We start from the raw sequence: 22,438 nt of genomic DNA on the forward strand, positions 1-22,438 counted from the left end.
CCCGAGTCCGGTGCGCACGGCGGACGCGGCGGACACGGCGGGACCGGCCTTGGAGCGGCCCGTCGTCGGGCTGGCCGTGGGCCGGGGTACGGGCGGTGAGCTGGCGGAGGTCTTCGAACGGGCCCTGGGCGCGCTCACCGCCGCGCACCCGGCGGGGGTGGAGATCGTCCGCTCCCCGCGGCTCTACCACTCGTACGTGTCGCTCCGCGAGGAGTCCGGGGTGGCGGAGATCCAGCGGCTGACGGCCGAGGACGCCGACCACTACGAGGCGTACTGCCGTGGTCTGGCGGCCCGGGGCGCCACGGCCCTGTTCCGTACCGCGATCAACGCGCAGTCCCTGTATCTGGTCAGGAGCCGTCTGCGGGCGGTGAAGACGGACCTGCTCACCTCCGGCGGGAGGGCCGGAGAAAGGTCCCTGCTGCTGGTACGGGACCAGGCCCAGGGCTTCTACACCGGTGAGAACAGGCACATACCGGGCCGGATCACCCGCACGATGGTCCTCAGTCAGGAGATCACCGATGCAGTCGTCGGATACGCCCTGGAGCGGGCCCGGCACGCCTGGCCCGACGGGCGGATCGGGCGGGTCGTGATGGCGTACAAGTTCCATCTGCTGGACGGCGCGTTCGACTCCTGGGTGGCGGGCGCGGCACGCCGGTCCGGGATCCCCGTCGAGGTGTTCCAGCCGGACACCGTCAATCGCGGGCTCCTCGCCGAAGGGCTGCCCGACCGCACCGTCCTCGTCGCCGGGAACGAGTGGGCCGACATCATGCACGTCATGCTGCTGGACCGGTACGGGTGCGGCCCGCAGGAGACCCGTTGCGCCGAGAACGTCTTCCTCGATCCGGCGCTCGGACGGTTGACGGAGTACCAGACCGTCCACGGCTCCGCCGACGACCTGGCCGGTCTTGACCGGGTCAATCCGCTGGCCACCGTCCGCGCGGCGGCGCGGATCGCCGAACATCACGCGGGGTGCGCGGGTGCCGTCGCCGCCACCGAGGCGGCCCTCGCGGCCGTCGGTGGACAGGGCGTGCGCACGGCCGACCTCGGTGGGCGGCACTCCACCACCGCCGTGGTCGACGCCGTGCTCGCGGCCCTCGATCCGCCCGGCGACGTCCGAGGCGTCCGGGGCGTCCGGGGCGTCCGGGCGGGCTCGACCGCACGGGCCGGCGGATCATGACCGGCCCGATACGCACCGCCCTGCTCGTGGTGGACGTGCAGAACGACTTCTGCACCGGGCCCCGGGCCGAGGCCCGCTTCGGCACGGACCCGGCCGCGCTGCACAGCGCCGTCGCGGGCACCGTCCGGGCCGTGGCGCGGGCCCGGCGGCGGGGCGTGGAGCCGGTGTTCGTCCGCTTCGTCGGCGACCCGGAGTACCAGGGCGCGAGCTGGAGCAGCCGCGATGCCCGCCGGGGAAGTGCGCCGAAGTGCCTGGAGGGCACCCGGGGAGCGGAGTTCCACGGCGTCGCCCCCGCGCCCGGGGAGGCCGTCGTCACCAAGAAGGCCGTGTTCGACGCCTTCCTCGGCACGGATCTCGAAGAGCTGCTGCGGCGCCGGGGGGTCGGACATCTCGTCCTCACCGGCCTGTTCACGGACGTGTGCGTCGACTCCACCGCCCGTACCGCCTTCCAGAAGGGCTTCCACCTCACCGTCCTGCGCGACTGCACGACCGCGCTGTACCTCCCCACCGACGACATGCTGGGCTTCATGAGCACGCTCTACGGCGCCCGGGTCACGACCGCCGACGACCCGGCGGCGTGGGACGCGCCGCCGTACGCCGGGGGCGCCGGCGAACCCGTACCGAGCGGGGAAGGGCAGCGGGAGTGAGCCGTCCGTCCGCACCGCCCCGGGGTGTGATCGCGGGGGTGGGCCGTACGGCGCTGCTGGTGGCCGCCGCCCGCGCCATCGAGACCCACCGCCCGGACGCCCTCGCCCGCGATCCGTTCGCCGCGCCCTTCGTCCGCGCCGCGCCGGACACGGCCGGCTGGCCGCTCCACCCCGACCACGTCCCGGGCGGAGCCGCCGACCCGCTCTGGGGGCGGCTCGGCGGGTACTTCGCGCTGCGCACCCGCGTCCTGGACGACCACCTGCTCGCCCGCGCGCGCTCCGGCACCCGGCAGGTGGTCCTGCTCGGCGCGGGCCTGGACTCCCGGGCGTTCCGCCTGGGCTGGCCGCACGGCTGTGTCGTGTACGAGATCGACTCGGCGGAGGTGCTGGAGTTCAAACGGACCGTGCTCGACGCCACCGGGGCCGCCCCCACCGCGGAACGCCGGGCGCTCGCCGCCGACCTGCGGCACGACTGGGCCACGGCACTGCTGTGCGCCGGCTTCGATCCCGCCGCGCCGACCGCCTGGCTCGCGGAGGGGCTGCTGCTCTACCTCCCGGCCCCGGCCGAGCGGCGGCTGATCGCCTCCGTCGCCCGGCTGAGCGCGCCCGGCAGCAGCCTCGCGTACGAGACCAAGGACCTGGCGGGCGAGTCGGCGCGGGTGCGCGGCGGCCCTGTCTACACGGAGGTGCGCCGACGCCTCGGCCTCGATCTGCACCGGCTGTTCGCGGCGGGGCCGCGCCCCGACTCGGCCCGGGCACTGCGGGCGCGGGGCTGGGCGGTGGCGGTGCACACTCCGTACGAGTTCAGCGCCGTGCACGGCCGCGGGCCCCGGCCCGAACCGGACGACGCCCTGGCGGCCAACCGCTGGACCTTCGCGACGGCGGGGCGGGCGTGAGCCTCGGGGACGGGGGCGAGTGTCTCGGGCGAACGTGTCAGGCGACGGGCGCCGCCGCGGCCAGCCGGGAGATCTCCGCGGCGACAGCGTGCGGATCGGGGGCGACGGTGACATCGGCGACGCCGTCCAGGCCCGGGTGGCTGCCGACCCGGACCGCGTGCTGTGCGCCGCCCAGCAGGCCGAGATCGTTGATGTCGTTGCCGAAGGCGTCGTAGACGTCGATCCCGAGCGAGGCCAGGGCCTCCCGTTTCGTCGTGGCGCCCGGGGCGATGTCGATGATCGCCTCGTCGAGGTGGTGGTTGACGGTCATCCCGAGCGCACGGCAGGCCTCGGCGAGGGCCGTCATGTCGGTCGCGTCGACCACGAGGAACTTCACCACCGAGGGCAGGTCGGCGATCTCCACCCTGCGGGCCAGGTGTCCCTGGTCGACGCGGCCCAGGATCGGGTGGCCGGCGGGTCCCGTGTAGGCGTAGTCCCAGGGGCCGTCGGCGAGATAGCCAGCCCGGTACCGGTCGGCCTCCGCCAGCAGCCGGCCGAGTCCGTCGCGGCCGAACGCGGCCCGGGCCCGGACCTGGCCGCCGACGGAGACCAGGCTGCCGTTGCCGCCGATCAGCGTGGCGGCGGGGAAGGCGCCACCCAGGACGGGCAGGAGGTCCCGCACCGGGCGGGCGGAGGCGAAGACCAGATGGTGGCCGGCGCGCTCGCAGGCCTCGATCGCGGCGAGGATCCGGTGGTCGATGGAGTGCCCGTCGAAGGAGAGCGTGCCGTCGATGTCGAAGACCGTCGTGCGGGCGCCGGGAGTGATCATTAACAGATGATATCCATCCACGTCTGATCTAGTGTTTGACCTCCGCAACCGGGGGGACCGGCATCGACCTGCGCCGGAACACGCGCTCCGGCCTGCCGCTCATCGGCGTGACATGTCCTGCGGCCGGTTCCTCCCTTCGACTCCCTTCGACCTTCCTTCGACCTTCCTTCGACCATCCGGAGTTCCTTGTGAAGCGACCCACCCACCGCCCGCGCGGCCTTCCGCACCTGGCCACCGCGGCGACGGCCGTCATCGCGGCCGCCACGCTCACCGGCACCGCCGTCGCGGCGACCCCCGAGGCCTCCGGTGCGGCGCCCGATCCGACGGGGCATGCCGCTCAGCGCACCGACAGGGCCGCGCCCGGACCGACGCCCACCGCGCCCTTCTTCTTCCTGATCGGGATCCTGCCGTCCGGCCACGAGGACGTCTACATGCCGGACGGGAAGGGCGGTTTCGGCGATCCTACGGGTGTCGGTGCCTGGAAGGGGCTCGCCTACTCCGTATCGGTCGACCCCGACCTGACCGGGTACCAGGACGGCTCGTACCACGTCATGTCCAACGGGGTGCTCAACCTGTGGCGCGGCGGGAAACTCACGAAGGTGGCCACCGGCTGGAACCAGTACACCAGAGTCCTGTCCCCCGGCACGCTGGCCCGGGGCGCCCGCACCGATCTGCTGGCCCGTGACAGGCAGGGTGTTCTGTGGCGCTTCGAGACCAGGGCGGGCGGCACACTGGCGCCGCGCGTCAGGGTCGGCGATGGCTGGAACCAGTACGCGCAGATCACCGGGGTCGGTGACCTCTCCGGCGACACCAGGGCGGACATCGTCGCCCGCGACAAGCGGGGCGTGCTCTGGCTGTACAAGGGCACCGGCGACGGGCGCAAGCCGTTCGCCCCGCGGGTCAGGGTCGGCGATGGCTGGAACCAGTTCAACAAGCTGGTGGCCACGGGCGATGTCGACGCCGACCGCCGCAGCGACCTGCTCGCGCGCGACCCTAAGGGCGGCCTGTGGCTCTACAGGGGCACCGGCAAGGCGTCCGCGCCGTTCAAGCCCCGCATCAGGATCGGTACGGGCTTCCAGCAGTACCGGGACCTCTTCTGACAGGTCTGCTCATCGTCACTGCCACGGTCACGGTCATGGTCCCAGTCACCGTGACCGTGACCGTGATCGCGGACTCGGCGAGGTGCGGATCCGATCCCCGGCACCTCGCCGAAGAGCACCGAGCCGCGGCGGCGGCACGCGTCGCACCCCACACCCTGTCGGACGGTCCCCACCGGCGGACCACCACGCGTACCGGGCCATCAACCGATCGGCTGATACCCCTTCGAGCGTGAAGGCCGATGTGTGCCCCCGCCCCGTCACGGCACCCTCGTACCCATGGCAATCGTCGAAGTCAGCGACCTGCGCAAGACATACGGAAAGAAGAGGGCCGTCGACGGCATATCCTTCCGGATCGAGGAATGCGAGATCTTCGGGATCCTCGGCCCCAACGGCGCCGGCAAGACCACCACCGTCGAGTGCGTGGAAGGGCTGCGGCGCCCCGACGGCGGCAGCGTCCGCGTCGCCGGGTACGACCCCGTCACCGACCGCGAATCCGTCACCCGCGTCCTGGGCGCACAGCTCCAGGAGAGTGAACTACAGCCCAGGATCACCGTCCGCGAAGCGCTCGAACTGTACGCCGCCTGCTATCCGGCCCCCGCCGACTGGCGGGCCCTCGCCGATCGCCTCGGACTCACCGACACGCTCCGCACCCGGTTCGCGAAGCTCTCCGGCGGCCAGAAGCAGCGCCTGTCCATCGCGCTCGCCCTGGTCGGCAGGCCCGACGTCGTCGTCCTGGACGAGCTGACCACCGGCCTCGACCCACGCGCCCGCCGTGACACCTGGCAACTCATCCAGGAGATCCGCGACAGCGGCGTCACCGTGCTGCTGGTCACGCACTTCATGGAGGAGGCACAGCGCCTGTGCGACCGGATCGCCCTGATCGACAAGGGCCGGATCACCGCACTGGACACCCCGTCCGGGCTGATCGGACGCACCGCGGGCAGCACGGAGGTCTCCTTCACACCCTCCGCCCCGATCGAGGCGCGGCTGCTGTCGGAACTGCCGTCGGTCGCGTCCGTGGCGTACAAGGACGGCCGCATCGTGGTCAACGGCACGGACGAGACCGTGCACGCCGTGCTCTCGCTGCTCGCCGGGCGGGGCATCTCCGCCCACCACCTCCGCGTCACCGAGGCCACCTTGGACGACGCCTACCTCGACCTGACGGGACAGGACGCATGACCACCCGCACCCGCCCCCGAACCCGCGCCCTCCCGCTCAGCCGCACCCGTACCCGAACCCGTACCCGTACGACATCCGTCAAAGGCAGCGCCACCGCCGTCCTCAAGACCGAGACACGCCTGCTCCTGCGCGAGCCCGCCGCCCTCTTCTGGGTCCTGGCCTTCCCCACGCTCCTGCTGTGCATCCTGGGCGCCATCCCCTCCAACCGGGAGCACTCGACCGACCTCGGCGGCCTGCGCGTCGTGGACCTGTACGTCCCCATCGCCGTCCTGCTCGCCGTGCTCACGGCCGGGCTCCAGACCATGCCGCCCGTCCTCACCGGCTACCGGGAACGCGGCATCCTGCGCCGCATGTCCACCACGCCCATCAGGCCCGGATCCCTGATCGGCGCGCAGATCGCCCTGCACGGCGCCGCCGTCGCCCTCTCCTCGCTGCTCGCCCTCGCCGTGGGCCGGATCGTCTTCGACGTGGCCCTGCCCCGCCACCTCGTCGGATACGGGGTGGCGCTCGCCCTCGTCACGCTGGCCACCCTGGCACTCGGCGCCACCGTCTCCGCCGTCTGCCGCACCACCAAGATCACGCAGGCGGTGGGCTCGGCGGTGTTCTTCCCCGCGATGTTCACGGCGGGTGTCTGGATGCCGGTGGCGACCATGCCCGACCTCCTGCGGCACCTGGTGACCCTCACCCCGCCGGGCGCCGCCGCCCGGGCCCTCGACGCCACCGCCGCCGGACAGTGGCCGAGTTGGACGCACCTGGGAATCATGGCCCTGTGGGCGGTGCTGCTGATCGCGGCGGCCCGGCGCTGGTTCACGTGGGAGTGACACATCCATGACGATGACGGTCGAGGAACGCTGGACGCAGTTCTTCCGGTACGGCCCGTACGCCCTGCTCGGCCTCGCCACGCTCCTCGCGGCCGTGTCCCCCCTGGTGATGACCCGGCGGGAGATCTACGCCGCAGGGGTCCTGCTCCTCGCCGCGCTGGCCCTCCAGACGTGGTGGTCGCGGCTCATGTCACGGCCGCGCCCGGCAGCCGTGGCCGGTCCCGCGGCCGCCGGCACCGTCAACGTCACCGGCACCGGCACCGGACAGCAGGCCGGCACCCCGGCGCTCCCCAGCGGGACCGGCACCCCGGTGCTCCCCGCGGGGACCGCCGGCCGCGTCCACTTCACCCTGCGCACGGCCCTCGCCTTCGCCCTGACCTGGCTCAATCCCTTCTTCGCGATCTACGCGTGCCTCGGCTACCTCGACGCCGCGCACCTGTTGCCGCCGCGCGCCGCCCGGGCCGGGTTCCTGGTGACCGCCGTCGCCGTGGCGGGCTCCCAGTCCGGTGGTCTGCCGCCCGAATCGCCGATGCAGTGGGTCCTCTTCGGCACGCTGATCGTCTTCAACGCGATGCTCGCCCTCGGCCTCGGCCACCTCAGTGACCAGCAGGACGAGAAGGCCGGGAAGGCCGAGGAACGGGCCCGGACCATCGCCGCCCTGGAGAAAGCCCTCGCCGAGAACGCCGCCCTGCACGCCCAACTCGTCCTCCAGGCACGGGAGGCCGGCGTCGCCGACGAGCGCCGCCGCCTCGCCGCCGAGATCCACGACACCATCGCCCAGGGCCTGACCGGCATCATCACCCAGCTCCAGGTGGTCGCCTCCACCACCGACCAGGACGTGGCCCGCGAACACCTGGACCGCGCCCAGGCACTCGCCCGCCGCTCCCTGGGCGAGGCCCGGCGCTCCGTGCACAACCTCCACCCGGCCGCCCTGGAGCACGACACGCTCGCGGAGGCGCTCAGGAAGACCGTCGGGGAATGGTCCGGACGCACCGGCGTCACCGCCCGTCTCACCGTCACCGGCACCGAGGAGCCGCTGCACGACGAGGTCGCCGCCACCCTCCTGCGGATCGCCCAGGAGGCCCTCGCCAACACCGCCCGGCACGCCCGCGCCACCCGCGCCGGCGTCACCCTCTCCTACATGGACGACGAGGTCACCCTGGACGTACGCGACGACGGCCACGGCTTCGACCCGCTCGCCGCCGTACCGCGCACCGGCAGCGGCGGCTTCGGCCTCGACGGGATGCGTGCCCGTGCCGAACGCATCGCCGGCACCGTCACCGTCGAGTCGGAAATCGATCAGGGCACCGCGATCAGCGCCCGTGTACCGTTGGTGCGCCATGACTGACCGGACCATCACCCTGCTGATCGTCGACGACCACCCCGTCGTCCGGGACGGCCTGCGCGGCATGTTCGCCTCCGACCCCGGCTTCGACGTCCTCGGCGAGGCCGCGGGCGGCGTCGAGGCGGTGGAACTCGTCCAGCGCCTCGACCCGGACGTCGTCCTCATGGACCTCCGCATGCCCGACGGCGGCGGAGTCCGGGCGATCGCCGAACTCACCCGGCGCGGCGCCCGCGCCAAGGTCCTCGTCCTCACCACGTACGACACGGACTCCGACACCATCCCCGCGATCGAGGCGGGCGCCACCGGCTACCTCCTCAAGGACGCCCCCCGCGACGACCTGTTCACCGCGGTCCGCGCGGCCGCCGAGGGACGCACCGTCCTGTCGCCCGCCGTCGCGTCCCGCCTCGTCAGCGCCGTCAGGAACCCGTCCCCTGCCGCCGGCGCGCTGTCGGCACGCGAGCGCGAAGTGATCGAACTGGTCGCCAGGGGCACGTCGAACCGCGAGATCGCCCGGGAACTCTTCATCAGCGAGGCGACGGTGAAGACCCATCTGACGCATGTGTACGGCAAGTTGGGGGTCAAGGACCGGGCGGCCGCGGTGGCCGTGGCGTACGAGCGGGGCATCCTGGGGTGAGCCCCGGGCGGCCGGGCGGCCCCGGCTCCCGGCCCCCATGCCCTCCGCTCCCGGTCCGCGACGTCGAGCGGGCGGATGAGTCTCCTGTGCTGTGCCGACGGCTCCCGGGGACGGTGGGGGTGCCGTCGCCGGGAGCCGCGATCAGGTGTTCCTGGACGGAGTCCGCCGACCCCGCGTCATCTCACCGCCGGCTGAGCGCCCCGGCCGCGAAGTTCGTCACCGCGGAGATCTGCCCACTGACGGGAACGGTGGGGGAGAAGCAGACGACACGTATCCCCACGCTCAGAGGGGAGCGGTTGCACGACGAGAAGCTGTTGTAGCCGACCAGCCTGGCATCGCCGACGATCTCGACCGCCGCGCTCCTGTGGTTGACGACGATCAGGGCAGCTTGCCCGTAGCCTCCGCTGCTGTTCTTCAGGGCACACGTCTGAGTGAAGACCCCGGGCAGGGGCAGATACTCCGTCGTCGGCGTGCAACGGTCCTCGGGGCCGATCACGGAGTTCCACAGTTCCCAGGACGCCATCGGGCGGACATCCTGCGCGGCCGCGGGAGCGGCCGTCAGGGCCGTGGTGGCCACGGTGGCGGCCGCGACGAGGAAGGCTCCGGCGACCCTGGCCACTTTCCTGCGGCTCTTCGGCTCCGGGCCGCCGGTGCGCGCGCGGCGGGATGACAGGGTGATGTTCATGGCTGACTCCTTCGGGGTGGTGCGATGTCTCCTGCGGGACAGCGCCCCTGTTGGCATGTCCATTGCTGTCACGGGAAAGCCTCGCGCGCACATCGCTCCCGCCGCATCGTCCATCCCGCTCGAAGGGGCATCAGCCGATCGGCTGATCGCGCCACGACCCGGAGGGCCGTACGATCGCCCCGCCGGCACCCCGAGAACGCGATCACCGTCCGGGCCGCACAGGGCCCGGACGGTGCTGAACGCGTCCGGGCGGCCGCCGGACCCGACGCGCCGGGTGGACCTCACCCGGTGCGCTCAGGGCCGCGGCGGCCGCCCGCGTACCGTCCCGTCAGTTCTTGATCCACACCCCGAAGTCACGGAACGCGGTCCCGAAGTCCTGGAAACCGAGACGCGCCCCGGCCGATCGCGTCACCGTCCCCTTGGCGATCGCGCCACCACTGGCCGCCGCCGAGTAGACCGGGCCGCCGCTGTCACCGCCGCGCGCGGCGATCTGACCGTTCATCTGCTCCGCCTCCACCAGGTCCTCGGAGTCGTTGTAGAAGAACAGCACCTTGAGATTGCAGACGGGGCCGCCCGTCACACCCGCGCTGGTGACACCCGACTGACACAGGTACTCACCGGGGAAGACCCAGTCCCACCCGTCGACCCTGACCCCGCGCTCGTCGTTCCGGCCGCCCGTGTACATGAAGTTGTCCACCTGCGAGGTGGGGATCAGCATGATGTCGTGGGGGTCGTTCGCCGGCCCCGGCGTCCCGATGTACTGGTCCCTGCCGTTGGTGTAACGGTCACCGGCCTTGCCGCAGTGCTCCGCGGTCAGGATGTACTGGGCACCCGAGGCATTGCGCACCCCGAAACCGGAGGTGCAGTTCGGGGCGCCGTTGTTCTTCAGCAGCGCACCGCCGGACCAGGGGAACGAGTCGTCGTCCCGGGAACGCTCCACCAGCGGCTGCTCCTGGACCGTCCGCACCGGCACCCCGGCCGACGCCACCGCGCCGCGCCGCGCGGGCGCCGACGCCCTGGCCGTCGCGGCGGCGTCGGAGGCGGTGGCGAGCACCAGACCGCTGCCGTCGGTGGCTATCTTCACGCTGTGCCCGAGCGACGGGTCCCGGCGCAGCTCGCCCTGGAGCCGCTCGGACGCCTTCTTCAGCTCGGCGAGCGAGTACCGCGCCGGGGCGACCCGTACGGGCGCGGTCCGCCGCGCCTGGTCGACCACGCGCTCGACCTGCGCGGGCAGGGGTCCCTTCCACCAGAGGGCGACCCGGCCCTCCTCCAGGCCGATGCCCGTGTAGCCGGTGTGACCGCCGCGCTCGACCTCCTTCCTGATCGCGCTCGCGGCGGCGACCAGCGGCCGCTGCTCCGTCATCTTCCGCAGCTCCTGGGCCGGGAGCGTCCGCGCGATGTCCACCACGTCCTTGCCGCTCTGCTGTGCGGTGGCGCTGGTGCCGGCCACGGTGGCCAAAACCGTGGCCGCCAGCGCGGCACCGGTGGCGAGCAGGGCAGTTCCGCGTCGCATGAAAGGGCCTTCCTGTCGATGTGTCGTACCGCGGCGGCCCGTTGCCGTCGCGACAGAACAGGAAGATAGTCAGGCGACATGACTATATGATCAATGATCGCTAAACGGCCGGTCCCCAGCGTTCAGCGTTCAGCGTTCAGCGCTTGCGCGACCTGCGGCAGGACGGGAAGCGGGGCGCGGCGTCCCGCCCTCCGGCACCGCACCCCCCGCCCCGGGCGTTCCTCCGAACGGCCGGACGAGTACTAGGCCGTCTCTTCCGGATCTTGCTGGGCTCGCGTGCCCTGGCACCGCACCTCGCCGCGTTGTCGTCAATCGCCGCTGCTCCGCAGGGACTCATTCCTCCGCCTTGCGATGCACGGCACCAGACCCCGCTCCCTCACCCAGCCTGATCCGAAAGAAACGACCTAGGAGGCAGCCGCCCGGACCGGCTCCGGAGGGCGTACGACCAGGTGGGCATGGCCCGCTGCGGCACGCACGGCGGAGTCCGGCCGGACGAGATAGCGCTGTAGCGGAGTGGGCATGTGGTAGCAGGTCACGGACGACGGGACGCCGAAGACCGCCGGGGCGTCCATGAAGAGCGGCGCCTCGGCCGCGACGTACTCCCGTCCCGCCTCCAGACGGGACGCGGTCGCGGGCCGTTCCCCGCCGATCCGGTGCCGGATGACCTCACCGACCATCTGGTCCACGACAGCGGCGAACTCCGGCTCCTCGCGCAGAGCCTGATCGGTACGGGCCCGCACGGACCGGTACCGCGGCTCGTCCAGCAGCTCGGTCAGGGCCCTGACCCGCAGCCGCCCCGGGGCGACCGCCGCGCCCTCCACGGCCCGGCGGATCCGGCGGCGCAGATCCTTCAGGGTGCCGCGGGCGGACTTGGCGGCGGCCGCGGGCGAATGGCCGTCGGCGATCAGCATGGTGTCGATGTGGGTGTCGACGTAGACCAGGTCGACCTGGGCGAAACCCTTGTCCGCCCACGCCAGCAGTCGGGCGAGCCGGTCCTGGGAGAAGTAGCTGTTACCGGCGCTGACACCGATGAGGGCGTGCTCGCCCCGGTGCCAGATGCCGCGGCACCGCTCGCTGTACGGCTCCACGTACATACCGTGGGACCACTCGGTCGGCTCCAGCCGGGAGTCGTGCTGAGCCCCGTTCAGCACGGCAGCTCCTGTAAGCCGGACGCCATGTCCGCACACAGGGCATCGAGGACGGACGCCAGGTCCACATCACCGCCCATGGGCGCGAACATCAGATCGTCCAGGCTCTTGCGGACGGCTGTCAGGCGGGCACTGCCGCCCCCGGCCTGCTCCAGGAGCAGCAGGGCACGGCGGGCGGCGTCCGCGCAACGGTAGGAGCTGTAGTCGGCCGGCTCCTCCAGCAGGCCGCGTCCGCTGCTCAGCAGATAGGCGGCGAGCAGCGCGATCTCCTCATGCAGACGTGCCGGCGGAAGCGTCTCGTTCCCAACGTTCACGGCTGATCACCTCGTTCTTGTCACGGCGGTCGGAGGGGGTGGGGGGCTCGGCCGGGTAGCCGACGGGGACCACGAGCAGCGGTTCGATGTGGTCCGGAAGGGCGAGCAGGTCCCGCAGCTGCCGTTCGCGGAAGCTGCTCACGGGGCAGCCGCCCAGACCCAGCGTGTGCGCGGCGAGCAGCAGGTTCTCCACGGCCATGGCCACGCACAACTTGCTGGTCTGGTAGATCTTCTGCGAGATCTGACCGGGCAGGCGATCGGTACGGGAACGGTCCACGCAGGCGACGACGAGGAACGCCGGGGTGCCGATGACGCCGGGTGCGAAGGCCCGTACCAGACGGACCGTCCGGGGCTCGCGCACCACCACGAAGGACCAGGCCTGCTTGTTGGAGGCGGTTGGCGCCGCGACCATGGCCTCCAGGATGTCCTCCACGAGCGCGTCCTCGACGGGCCGGGGCGCGTAGTTGCGCAGGACCGTCCGGGTGCGCATGACTTCCAGCGCGTTCGTCATACCGTCTCCCGAAACGCCGGCATGACCTCGGTGGTGGGGGGTGCGGTCATCAGTTCTGTGCCTCCAGGGGTCGGCGGAGTCGGGCCACCGTGGCCCGGTCGGTGCGTCCGGGTCCGCCGCGACGGCGAACTCGTGCTGCGCTGTCGTGCCGGACACGGGTGAGCCGGTGACGTCCGCGGGTGAAGGGAGTGCTCGCGACAATCTTGGGAAACGCCGCTATACGGCGGGCGCCCAGTTCTGTACGGGCGCTATACGCGGAGCGCGGTGCGGGTGGCCCGCAGCTCCCGGACGCAGGCCCGGCAGAGCCCCGCGCTCCCGGAGAACGGCCCGGCCGGCCAGGAGCGGAGTACTCCGGTGAACCGGCCGTCGGGGTGCGTCCCGGCTCCGGCGGGTTCCGGCGGGGCCAGGGGACCGGCGTCCGCCAGCCGCTGTCTCCAGGACGCCAGCACGCGCGCCGCGACCTCGGCCGGCACCTGCCCGGGGTCGGTCCGTTCGACCTCGCCGGTCAGGACGCACAGCAGCAGCCGGGAGAGTCCGAGGACGAAGGTGCCGTCCTGCTCGACGCCGGTGACGGTGAGCATATGGGCGTCGACGAGTCGCTCCAGGACGTCCTCGGTCTCCTCGTGCGGCAGGTCCAGGGCGGCGGCCGCGGACCATACGGAGATGGTGTGCGCCCGGAGCATGGCGAGCCTGCGCAGCGCACGGCGCAGCGCCTCCGGGAGTTCGGCGTAATGACGGCGCAGTGACCCGCCCACGTCGAGGCCGCCGATGCGCAGGAGATCGAGCATGTTGCGCCGGGGATCGGCGAGCCGGTCGGCGAGACGGCCGGGGGTCCAGTGGGGCCTGGCGGTGAGCTGGGCGGCGACGGCGCGCAGGGCGCCCGGGTGCCGTTCGCAGAGGTGGACGAGACGCTCGACGGCGGCCGGGTCGCCATCCGTGGCGCGGTCGGTGATCCCGGTCAGCAGGGCGACCGCCTCGCTGTGCGGCAGGGCGTCGAGGACCAGGACCCGGACACCGGGCAGGTGGGCGAAGCGGGGACGCCCGGTGATCACCACCTGGTTGGGGCCGCAGACGGAGACCAGCGCGTCGACGGGGTCCTCGGCCCCGACGCCGTCGAGGACGATGAGCCGCCGCCCCTGGGCGAGCCGCTGCCGAACCAGCCGCAACCGGTCCTCAGGACCCTGACCCTGCCGCCCGGTCGGCGCCTCCCCGCCGAGTGCTTCGAGGAGTCCGTCGAGGACCGTCTGGAGCGGGCGGGACTGCCCCGACGCGTCCCGGAAGCGCAGGAAGAAGCGTCCATCGGGGAACGCGGCTTCGCCGCGGTGGGCCGCGCGGACCGCGAGGGCGCTCTTCCCGCTGCCCGCGACACCGGTGATCACGACCGGCCCGGGTCGGTCGCCGGTCCGGTCGCCACTCAGCAGTCGGCGAAGTACGGCCAGTTCAGCGCCTCTGCCCGCGAAATCGATCAGGTCAGAGGGAAGTTCGGCACGGGACCCCAGACTGTTGACACGTGTCACAACTGCTGGACCGGCCGGGGGCAGGACATCGGCCCGGGCGGCCGACAGATTCCCGGCGAGAAGGGCGTGGAAGGTACTCTCCAGCGTCTCTCCCGGGTTGACCCCGAGGTGTTCGGCGAGTACGGCACGTCCCCGCTGGTAGACGGCGATGGCGTCGGCCTGCCGGCCGCACTGGTACAGGGCGGTCATGAGCTGGGCCCGCATCCGTTCCCGGAAGGGATGCTTCTCGGCGAGCGGGCTGAACGCGTCGACCACCTCCCGGCCGCGGCCGAGCCCGAGATCGACATCGGCCTTCTCCTCCAGCAGCGACAGGCGCAACTCCTCCAGCCGTGTGCCCTCCTGCTGGTCCAGGAACTCGGTCGCGCCCGCCAGGGCCGGGCCCTGCCACTGCCGCAGTGCCCCGGCGAACAGGACGGAACTCTCGTCGTACCGGCCCTCCGCACATGCCGTACGGGCCCCGGCGGCCAGCCGCAGGCACTCCCGGTAGTCGACGGTGACCCCGTCCAGCCGCAGAACATAGCCGTCATGCGCGCGCGCCAACCCGGCCCGGCCACCGAGCGCCCGGCGAAGCCGGGAGACATAGGTGTGCACCTGCGCCCGCACGGTGGCCGGCGGAGCGGACCCCCACAGGGCGGTCCGGATCTCCCGCTGGCTCATGCCCCGGTCTCCCGCGAGGACGAGGGCCGCCAGCAGCGTCCGGGGGCGCATCCCGCCGAGTACGCATGCCCGGCTCTCTTCGAGGGCTTCTATCGGTCCGAGTATGTGAATTTCCATGCTTTCCCTTGCTGTGGCCGAGCCGGGAAGCTGTAGAGGGCTTCCGCTGGAGAGCGACTAAAGGGCGACTAAAGGGCAACGCGTTCTGCCGTTCGGAGCGGTCCAGGGTGACAGGCGACACCGCGTGCCCCCGGCGCAGGCGCAGCGCCCGGCGGGGGCGGCCGTCCGGCAACCGGGCGAGGGGGCAGTGTCCACAGGCGCTCCTGTCGTCAGGGCGAACGCGCACGGGCGTCGAGGCGGCACCGGATCGTTTGCGCCACTGTAGGAAGGGGCGCCGGGGTGGTGCCGCTCAGAATTGAGCGGGTCCGGTACCGCCGGAGCGCTCCGACACCGAACCGGCGGACGGTCGCGGAGCACACGCGCAGCGGCCGGTGGTCGACGCACAGGGAGCGGGGGCAGCCGCCGTGCGGCCGTGGAGGGCGATCGCCGGCCGTCCTTGCGCAAGAGTGAACAGACACGTCCCTGCCGCTCGACCAAGCTGCTTTCGGATGATCACGAAGTGCTGGCCCTGTTCACGGCGCGGGAGTGGGAGAGTGCGGACGGCATGACGAGTTCGGAGCAAGCACACGGCCACCCCTGCGATGGGCAGGTCCACGGGTGGGAGATCCCTTGCACGCCGGGCGGCACGCCACGACGTCAGCGGCGGTACGGTCCGCGCCGGTGAGGGCGTCCTGGCCACGGCGGTCAACGCCGACCGCGACCCCCGGGTCTTCCCGTGTCCGGCCCGCCGGAGCGGCCGAGGAGGTCGTCCGGAAGACGGGCGGGCTGTTCCGTGGCCCCCGGGGACTCCCCATCACGTGGTGATCGGTCATGGTGACGCAGAGCCGCCGGCGACGGGAGTCCGACCGCGACACTTGCACGGGTACGGGCTTCTGCGCGGGTATCGCCCCGCACCACTTCCCGCCGGCCGACGGCCGCTCCGTTCCCCTGACCGGGGAATCCCTTCCTGGACGAAGCGGTGCGCGACGCAGTCGAATCCTGTCCGATGGAGGCACTGCGCGTCATCGACGCCGACAGTGGTGAGGTAATAGCTCCTTCATAACGCCAGATTCTTGCCACACCCGCATAAGTGAGCCATGCACTCAGATCATTCTGGTCAAAAATATTCAGACAGCAGACAGTTGGCCGTGATCTGTCTAGGGTCGGTCTCATGGCCAAGCACTCCTGTAACAGCACCCTGCTTTCCTGTGCCTCGCCCCGGCGCCTCCTAGGCGAAGCGCAGCTGTAGCCGGGCGGCCCATTGTGCTCGCCACGGGCAGTTGACCGGCGGGCCCCGAGCGCGTCAGCCGCCCCCCTTGGGCACGTCCATTCAGCACCTTGTACCGGCCGATGTGACCGCGCGCACCGCATCTCCCCGCCGCGTACCCTGCTGACGTCCGAGGCGCCCACCTGTCAACCCCTGACGCCCAGCCCTCCGGATCCTGCCCGGGCGGGCCGCGCCACCTGCACGGTGCTGTCCCGCCGAGAGCGCACTCTTCTCCCAGGAGTGCGCCAGGTGATGTTCCGGACGAGGGAATCCCAGCGATTCCCCATCTCCATGGCGGGATTCATGTTCACTCACTCGCCGCCGATGCCTCAGGGGTGTCATCCGCGTCAAGTCGGCCGGTCCGTCGATTCCGCCCCCACGCAAGGAGAAGGCGACAGATGATCACTCTCTATGCTGACCGCAAGACGTCCTGCGACTTCATGGGCGGGCTGAGCGAGACCCTGCTGTACGGCCCACCGATCGGCACTCGCATCGCGCTTACCAAGAACGAATACGCTTACAGCTGTGGCGAAATCGACCAAAACATCTATTTTTTAGAGAGTGGTCAGCTCAAAACGGTCACGTTCTCCCGAAGCGGCAAAGAGTGCTTCCTTCGCATATGCGGTCCGGGTGAGATGTTCGGCGAGCAGGGCCTGGGCGGGGCGGTGCGCGCGGAGTCGACCATCGCGATGCAGGACTGCGTGATACGACGCGTTCCGTACTCCCTCTTCATCAACACCATCCGCGACGAAGGGCTGATGGAGGACTTCATCACCCACCTCTCCCGTCGCCTGTTCGAACAGCAACAGGCGATCACCAATCTGGTGACGGTGGACAGTGAACAGCGGCTCGGGACGATCCTGCTCGACCTGGCCGACAAGCTGGGCAAGGGCGATCCCCACCGTCCGCGCATCGACCTGCGGCTCACCCATGAGGAACTCGCCAGGATGGTCGGCACGACCCGCTCCCGTATCGGCCACTTCCTCAAGTCCTTCCGCGGTAACGGGCTGATCAGCACCTCACCCACCTCGCGTCTGATCATTCATCGACAGCGCCTGTCCGCCTACCTCAACGGGCGCTACAGCTGATCCGTGCCCGTGCCCGTGCCCGTGCCCGTGGTCGGCCTTCGCCGACCTCCGCGAGGACGGCCCTGAGGGAGCGCCTCTGTGAACCGTCCGGGATCACAGCCGGCCGCTGTGGGCTGCGCGGGTCGGGTTCGTCATCGGGTCAGGAAGGTGCGGGGTAGGGGTCGGGATCGGTTGTGTCCTGGGTGGTGTGGGGGGTGGCTGTGTCGTCGGGGGTCAGGGAGTGGATGCGGGGTATGGGTGATGCCAGCAGCCAGAGCAGTGACAGCATTCCTCCGGTGGCGCTGATGAGGAGGGTCGCCCGCAGGCCGAAGGCGGTGGCGAGGAGACCGCCGGTGATGGCGCCGATGGGGCGTATGCCGTAGTTGAGGGTGCTGAAGGCGCCGGCCACGCGGCTGCGCATGCCGTCGGGGATCACGCTGGTCCGCAGGGAGTTGAGGTTGATGTCGAAGAGCATGACACCGACCCCGGAGAGGAATTCCGCCGCGGCCAGTGCCCCGGCGCGGGCCCAGAGCGGGCCGTGGGCGACGGCTGCGATGGCGATGGGTGCGGGGAACAGGACGGCTCCCACCATGATGCTGCGCCCGACACCGATATGCCGCGAGATCTTCGGTGCGAGGACGGCGCCGAGGAAGGCGCCGGTCGCTCCGGTTCCCAGGGCCAGTCCGATGGCTCCGGGGGAGAGGTCGAGGTCCCGGGTGGCGAAGAGGACCATCAGCCCGCTGCCTGCGGCGAAGGTGAAGAAATTGACGGTCGCCGCGCAGCAGAGCCCGGCGCGCAGTACCGGGTTCCGGCCGATGAGGGTCATTCCCTCCCGGGCGCGTCGCAGGAGTGAGGGGTCTGTTGTTCCGCCGGCGCCGGTGCCGGCACCGGCGGTGGGGGGTTCGTCGAGGGGGATCCGTCCTATGAGGAAGGCGGAGGCCAGGTAGGACAGGGCGTCGGCGATGACGGCGACGGGTGCGGTCAGTGTGTGGACGAGGCCGCCGCCGACGGCCGGGCCGATCACGTGCGAGACCGACCGGCTGGCGCTGAGCCTGCTGTTGGCCTCGATGTAGGCCGACCGGGGTACGAGGCGGACGAAGAAGGGCGGGTAGGCGGTGTTGAAGAGTACTGCCGCGGCGCCGGTCAGCACGGCCACGGCGTACAGCTGGCCGAGGCTCACCGCGTCGAGCAGGTAGGCCGCGGGGAGGGTGAGCAGGACCGATCCGCGCACCAGGTCGGCGAGGACCATCAGACGGCGCTGGTGGGCCCGGCGGTCGACCCAGGCCCCCAGGAGGAACGCGAGGAGGTGGGGGGTCCAGATGAGCGCGGTCAGCCAGGCCACCTGGTTGGCCGAGGCGTTCAGCGCCGTTACCGCGATCAGCGGCAGCGCCAGTTCGGTGATCCGGTCGCCGAGCTCCGATATCGACTGACCCGCCCAGAACCGGTTGAAGCGCCGGTCATGCCACAGGGATGCCGTCCCGCCTGTCTCCGGTGCGGTCACCGGGTCCCGCCGTCCTGCTCCGCGCCCTGCTCTCCGTCCTGCTCGGGGAGGGCGTAGCGCATCAGCCGGACGCTGCGGCTGTCGGCCGGACGGTCGGCGGGGTCGCGCGTGACGTACGGCGCGAGCACGCGCTCGATCCCGTCCTGGATCGCCGTGAGTTCCTCGGCCGAGACGACGACGCGGGTGTTGGACAGACCGGCGACGCCCTGCCACAGCGGATCCAGACGGGGCTCGACCTCGGTCAGCCACCTGCCCGGCAGATCGCCGTAGCGCAGGAACATCTCCCGGGACAGCGCCCGTGCGGCCGACCTGCCTTCCTCGTCCTGCGGTGCCTCGAAGCGGAAACCGCGTGCTGCCGCTTCCCACCGCCGTTGCCGGCGGTCGGCCCCGGCTTCGGCCTCGGCGTCCCGGACCAGTCCAAAACCTGCCAGGTGCCGCAGGTGCCAGCTGGTCACCGACGGGGTCGCTCCCACATCGGGCGCGAGCTGTGTGGCCGTCGCCGGCCCGTGCCGCTGGAGGCGGTCGAGGATCGCCAGCCTCACCGGGTGTGCCAATGCCCGCATCGCCTGCGGATCGGTGATCTCGATGTCGCCCAGCCGGTTTCCGGAGTCCATAACCTGAGAGGATCCTCTCAGATAACGTGAGAGTCAACTCTCACATCAGAGGTGTCCGCAGAGCGCCGCCCGGGACGGTGGCGCCGGGGGCATCGGGCCGGCCCGGCGGCTGGGCGGGGTGTCTGCCACCGTCGTGCCGTTCCCTCGCTCTGTTCCCCCGGTGGGGGAGGGCCGGGGAGGTGCAGAGGATGTGCGGCCGGGAATATCCGTGCGTTCCGGGGGTGTTGCCCGAACTCATCGGTGAAATGGTTTCGTTGAGCCCGCAGGAAGGCGGTACGGCATCATGCGCCTGGCGATCCGGCACATCCCCGTCGCGTCCGTGGCGGTGGTCACCACCGTCGCGCTCGCTCTGACCTCCGCTCCGGCGACCGCCGGGCAGCCCCCGGGCGGCGGCGGTGCGTGGAGCGCGGCCTGGGGGGCGGCGCACCAGTATCCGGGTGTGCCCGAGGGGTGGCCGCCCAACTGGTCCTCCGGCGGCTTCGCCGACGAGAGTGTCCGTCAGGTCCTGCGGGTGTCCTCGGGCGGTTCCCGGGTACGGGTGCGGCTCTCGAACCGTTACGGGGTGAAGCCGCTCGTGGTCACCGCGGCCACGGTCGGGCGGGCCGGTGAGGGGGCGGCGGTCCGGCCCGGCACCGTACGGGCCCTGAGGTTCCAGGGCAGCGGGGGGCTCACCGTGCCAGCGGGGAGGGACGCCGTTTCGGACATGCTCGTCCTGCCCGTACGGCCGCTGGAGAGGCTCACGGTCACGCTGCACTTCGCACCCGGCGGCACCGGCCCCCTCTCCTACCACTCCGAAGGGCTGGCGACGAGCTACCGGGCCGCGGGCGACCGGACCGGGGACACGTCCGGGCAGCCGTTCGCCGGTGGGACGAGTGACGCGTACTACACGCTCTCGGGAGTGGAGGTCGCCGGGCCGCGGACCGACGGCACGGTCGTCGCCTTCGGGGACTCGATCACCGACGGCGCCGGGTCCACCCCGGGCGCCGACAACCGCTACCCGGACCAGCTGGCGGAGCGGCTGAGGGCCGCCCGGTCGCGTCTTGCGGTGGTCAACGCAGGGATCAGCGGCAACCGCCTTCTGTCGGATTCGTCCTGCTTCGGCGAGAAGGGCACGGTCCGTTTCCGCCACGACGTGCTGGACCGGCCGGGTGTCCGGGCCGCCGTCGTGCTGATCGGCATCAACGACATCGGCGCGGGCGGCGAGCCGGACACCGGCTGCGGCCCCGCCCCGCGGGTCACGGCCCGGGACATCATCAACGGCCACAGGACCCTGATCCGGATGGCGAGGGAGCGCGGGGTGTGGATCGTCGGCGCGACCCTCACCCCCTTCAAGGGCGCTCCCTACGGCTACGACACCGGCGCCAAGCAGGAACTCCGCCAGGAGGTCAACGACTGGATCCGCACCAGCGGGGCCTACGACGCGGTCGCCGACCTCGACCGGACACTGCGCGACCCCGCCGCCCCGGACCGGCTGCTGCCCGCCTACGACTCCGGCGACCGGATACACCCGAACGACGCGGGCATGGACGCGATGGCACGGACGGTGCGGCCGCATCTGACCGCCGGCAGCCGCTGACGCCCGCCCCGGGGACGGCGTTTCCCGGGTCCGTATCACCGTCTCCGGGGTGGTTCGTTTGTGGGTCGTGAGGCCGGTGGTCTGATCGCTTTCCGGTCCGGGCGGGGTGAGGAGGTGGGTGGGTCACTGGCCGGCAGGGTGTCCGGTGGCTGAACCGTATCCCTGTCTATCGATAGTGATGGGTTTTGCCGTGGAAGGGGTGTTTAGGTCCGAATGGATCGTGTGGTGGGGTGTCGGGTGAGGAGTTTTCCGGGTGGGGGAAGTGATGAGCGCATGGAGCCGACTGCGCAGAATCCGCCGCCGGGTGTTCCGCGGCCCGTGCCCGATCTCCGGCCTGCCGCCGATGCCGTGGCCCGTCTGCTCGACGGGGTGACGGACGGGCAGCTCGGGGATCCGACGCCCCTCCCGGCCTACACCGTACGGGAGCTGCTGGGGCATCTGGCCGGGCTGGCGGCGGCCTTCCGGGACACGGCGCTGAAGAAGCTGGGACCCACCACGGACACCCCGCCGGACAGTGCCCTGCCGGTGCTGGACGACGACTGGCGGACGGTACTGCCGGAGCGGCTCGGCCGGCTGGCGGCGGCCTGGACCGCTCCGGAGGCCTGGGAGGGCACGACCCGCGCCGGAGGCGTCACCCTGCCCGCCCGGGTCGCGGGGGAGGTCGCCCTCAACGAACTGGTCGTCCACGGCTGGGATCTCGCCCGGGCCACCGGCCAGCCGTACGGCCTGCCGGAGGCGAGCCTGCGGGTGTCGTACGAACTGCTGGCGGCGGCCGGGGACGACGACCCGCTGCGTGGCACGAACTTCGGCCCGGCCGTCCCGGTCCCGGCGCACGCGCCGCTGCTCGACCGCGTCATCGGCCTCAGCGGCCGCGCTCCGGGCTGGACACCGGCCGCGGCGGGCTGAGTGCGTGTGGTGGTCTGTCGGTCCTGTGAGTGGGTCTGTGGCCTGGTCGACCGGGCCGAACGGGGCGTGCGGTTGCCGGGACTTCGGCACGGCCAGGACGTAGGCCGTCTCTTACGGATCTTGCTGGGGCTCGCGTGCCCTGGCACCGCACCTCGCCGCGTTGTCGTCAATCGCCGATGCTCCGCAGGGACTCATTCCTCCGCCTTGCGATGCACGGCACCAGACCCCGCTCCCTGACCCAGCCTGATCCGTAAGAAACGACCTAGTGACCTGAGTCGGAGATTCGTCGGCAGTAGTGGGCGACTTTGTCGAGGATCTCGTCGGCGGTCTTCGTCCAGATGAACGGTCTGGGGTGTTCGTTCCAGTCGGTGAGCCAGGTGCGGATGTCGTGTTCGAGGGCCTGGACGGAGCGGTGGACGCCGCGCTTGAGTTTCTTCTGCGTGAGCTCGGCGAACCACC

General features: G+C 71.7%; 20 protein-coding genes and 1 pseudogene. 11 read left to right on the plus strand and 10 right to left on the minus strand.

Features of this window, described 5'->3' with window-relative positions:
- Positions 1 to 49 precede the first annotated feature (49 nt).
- Genes SYYSPA8_RS35320 through SYYSPA8_RS35330 form a run of 3 tightly spaced genes read left to right on the plus strand, consistent with a single transcriptional unit; the run spans position 50 to position 2,720 of the window.
- On the plus strand, positions 50 to 1,177 hold the full coding sequence (locus SYYSPA8_RS35320) for an isocitrate/isopropylmalate family dehydrogenase (RefSeq protein ID WP_323451569.1): 1,128 nt from the start codon (positions 50 to 52) through the stop codon (positions 1,175 to 1,177).
- Positions 1,174 to 1,824, plus strand: coding sequence for a cysteine hydrolase family protein (locus SYYSPA8_RS35325; protein WP_323451549.1), 651 nt, complete (start codon positions 1,174 to 1,176; stop codon positions 1,822 to 1,824). The genes SYYSPA8_RS35320 and SYYSPA8_RS35325 overlap by 4 nt, the downstream gene beginning before the upstream one ends.
- Complete coding sequence (locus SYYSPA8_RS35330; protein ID WP_323451550.1) at positions 1,821 to 2,720, plus strand: SAM-dependent methyltransferase; 900 nt, start codon at positions 1,821 to 1,823, stop codon at positions 2,718 to 2,720. The genes SYYSPA8_RS35325 and SYYSPA8_RS35330 overlap by 4 nt, the downstream gene beginning before the upstream one ends.
- A gap of 37 nt (positions 2,721 to 2,757) precedes the next feature.
- Here the strand turns inward: SYYSPA8_RS35330 and SYYSPA8_RS35335 are convergent, their stop codons facing one another.
- Positions 2,758 to 3,528 (minus strand): HAD family hydrolase, encoded by a 771-nt coding sequence (locus tag SYYSPA8_RS35335; protein ID WP_323451551.1) that lies wholly within the window; start codon positions 3,526 to 3,528, stop codon positions 2,758 to 2,760.
- A 188-nt stretch (positions 3,529 to 3,716) separates the two neighbouring features.
- On the opposite strand from SYYSPA8_RS35335, the gene SYYSPA8_RS35340 reads away from it, so the two are divergent.
- The 5 genes from SYYSPA8_RS35340 (at position 3,717) to SYYSPA8_RS35360 (ending at position 8,607) form a co-directional block, all read left to right on the plus strand.
- On the plus strand, positions 3,717 to 4,628 hold the full coding sequence (locus SYYSPA8_RS35340) for an FG-GAP repeat domain-containing protein (RefSeq protein WP_323451552.1): 912 nt from the start codon (positions 3,717 to 3,719) through the stop codon (positions 4,626 to 4,628).
- A 276-nt stretch (positions 4,629 to 4,904) separates the two neighbouring features.
- On the plus strand, positions 4,905 to 5,807 hold the full coding sequence (locus tag SYYSPA8_RS35345) for an ABC transporter ATP-binding protein (protein ID WP_323451553.1): 903 nt from the start codon (positions 4,905 to 4,907) through the stop codon (positions 5,805 to 5,807).
- Complete coding sequence (locus tag SYYSPA8_RS35350; protein ID WP_323451554.1) at positions 5,804 to 6,628, plus strand: ABC transporter permease; 825 nt, start codon at positions 5,804 to 5,806, stop codon at positions 6,626 to 6,628. The genes SYYSPA8_RS35345 and SYYSPA8_RS35350 overlap by 4 nt, the downstream gene beginning before the upstream one ends.
- Positions 6,629 to 6,635: 7 nt before the next feature.
- Complete coding sequence (locus SYYSPA8_RS35355) at positions 6,636 to 7,976, plus strand: sensor histidine kinase (RefSeq protein WP_323451555.1); 1,341 nt, start codon at positions 6,636 to 6,638, stop codon at positions 7,974 to 7,976.
- Positions 7,969 to 8,607, plus strand: a complete 639-nt coding sequence (locus SYYSPA8_RS35360) for a response regulator transcription factor (protein ID WP_323451556.1) — start codon at positions 7,969 to 7,971, stop codon at positions 8,605 to 8,607. The genes SYYSPA8_RS35355 and SYYSPA8_RS35360 overlap by 8 nt, the downstream gene beginning before the upstream one ends.
- A 181-nt stretch (positions 8,608 to 8,788) precedes the next feature.
- Here SYYSPA8_RS35360 and SYYSPA8_RS35365 read toward each other — a convergent pair whose 3' ends face one another.
- The 6 genes from SYYSPA8_RS35365 to SYYSPA8_RS35390 all read right to left on the minus strand — a co-directional run bounded on the left by SYYSPA8_RS35365 (position 8,789) and on the right by SYYSPA8_RS35390 (position 15,069).
- On the minus strand, positions 8,789 to 9,292 hold the full coding sequence (locus SYYSPA8_RS35365; protein ID WP_323451557.1) for a hypothetical protein: 504 nt from the start codon (positions 9,290 to 9,292) through the stop codon (positions 8,789 to 8,791).
- A gap of 328 nt (positions 9,293 to 9,620) precedes the next feature.
- On the minus strand, positions 9,621 to 10,805 hold the full coding sequence (locus tag SYYSPA8_RS35370; RefSeq protein ID WP_323451558.1) for a chymotrypsin family serine protease: 1,185 nt from the start codon (positions 10,803 to 10,805) through the stop codon (positions 9,621 to 9,623).
- A 404-nt stretch (positions 10,806 to 11,209) separates the two neighbouring features.
- Positions 11,210 to 11,956 carry a tRNA-dependent cyclodipeptide synthase gene (locus SYYSPA8_RS35375; protein ID WP_323451559.1) on the minus strand — a complete coding sequence of 249 codons (747 nt, stop codon included), beginning with the start codon at positions 11,954 to 11,956 and terminating at the stop codon, positions 11,210 to 11,212.
- Positions 11,950 to 12,267, minus strand: coding sequence for a DUF6092 family protein (locus SYYSPA8_RS35380; RefSeq protein ID WP_323451560.1), 318 nt, complete (start codon positions 12,265 to 12,267; stop codon positions 11,950 to 11,952). Before SYYSPA8_RS35380 ends, SYYSPA8_RS35375 begins: the two co-directional genes overlap by 7 nt.
- Positions 12,224 to 12,778, minus strand: a complete 555-nt coding sequence (locus SYYSPA8_RS35385) for a nitroreductase family protein (RefSeq protein ID WP_323451561.1) — start codon at positions 12,776 to 12,778, stop codon at positions 12,224 to 12,226. The genes SYYSPA8_RS35380 and SYYSPA8_RS35385 overlap by 44 nt, the downstream gene beginning before the upstream one ends.
- Before the next feature lie 248 nt (positions 12,779 to 13,026).
- A complete protein-coding gene (locus SYYSPA8_RS35390; protein ID WP_323451562.1) occupies positions 13,027 to 15,069 on the minus strand; it encodes an AfsR/SARP family transcriptional regulator in 2,043 nt (680 codons plus the stop codon).
- A gap of 1,644 nt (positions 15,070 to 16,713) precedes the next feature.
- Here SYYSPA8_RS35390 and SYYSPA8_RS35395 point away from each other — a divergent pair.
- On the plus strand, positions 16,714 to 17,403 hold the full coding sequence (locus SYYSPA8_RS35395) for a Crp/Fnr family transcriptional regulator (protein ID WP_323451563.1): 690 nt from the start codon (positions 16,714 to 16,716) through the stop codon (positions 17,401 to 17,403).
- A gap of 139 nt (positions 17,404 to 17,542) precedes the next feature.
- Here the strand turns inward: SYYSPA8_RS35395 and SYYSPA8_RS35400 are convergent, their stop codons facing one another.
- Positions 17,543 to 18,883, minus strand: a complete 1,341-nt coding sequence (locus SYYSPA8_RS35400; protein ID WP_323451564.1) for an MFS transporter — start codon at positions 18,881 to 18,883, stop codon at positions 17,543 to 17,545.
- Positions 18,880 to 19,497: an ArsR/SmtB family transcription factor gene (locus tag SYYSPA8_RS35405; protein ID WP_323451565.1), complete on the minus strand. Its 618-nt coding sequence runs from the start codon at positions 19,495 to 19,497 to the stop codon at positions 18,880 to 18,882. Before SYYSPA8_RS35405 ends, SYYSPA8_RS35400 begins: the two co-directional genes overlap by 4 nt.
- Before the next feature lie 283 nt (positions 19,498 to 19,780).
- Here SYYSPA8_RS35405 and SYYSPA8_RS35410 point away from each other — a divergent pair, with 283 nt between their 5' ends.
- Both SYYSPA8_RS35410 and SYYSPA8_RS35415 read left to right on the plus strand, forming a co-directional pair.
- Positions 19,781 to 21,073, plus strand: a complete 1,293-nt coding sequence (locus SYYSPA8_RS35410) for an SGNH/GDSL hydrolase family protein (protein WP_323451566.1) — start codon at positions 19,781 to 19,783, stop codon at positions 21,071 to 21,073.
- A 273-nt stretch (positions 21,074 to 21,346) separates the two neighbouring features.
- On the plus strand, positions 21,347 to 21,979 hold the full coding sequence (locus tag SYYSPA8_RS35415; protein WP_323451567.1) for a TIGR03086 family metal-binding protein: 633 nt from the start codon (positions 21,347 to 21,349) through the stop codon (positions 21,977 to 21,979).
- A 262-nt stretch (positions 21,980 to 22,241) separates the two neighbouring features.
- On the opposite strand, the pseudogene SYYSPA8_RS35420 reads toward SYYSPA8_RS35415, so the two are convergent.
- Positions 22,242 to 22,438: pseudogene (locus SYYSPA8_RS35420) on the minus strand (IS630 family transposase); the annotation flags it as partial.

The sequence above is a fragment of the Streptomyces yaizuensis genome, from assembly GCF_034961445.1.
Taxonomy (GTDB): domain Bacteria; phylum Actinomycetota; class Actinomycetes; order Streptomycetales; family Streptomycetaceae; genus Streptomyces; species Streptomyces yaizuensis.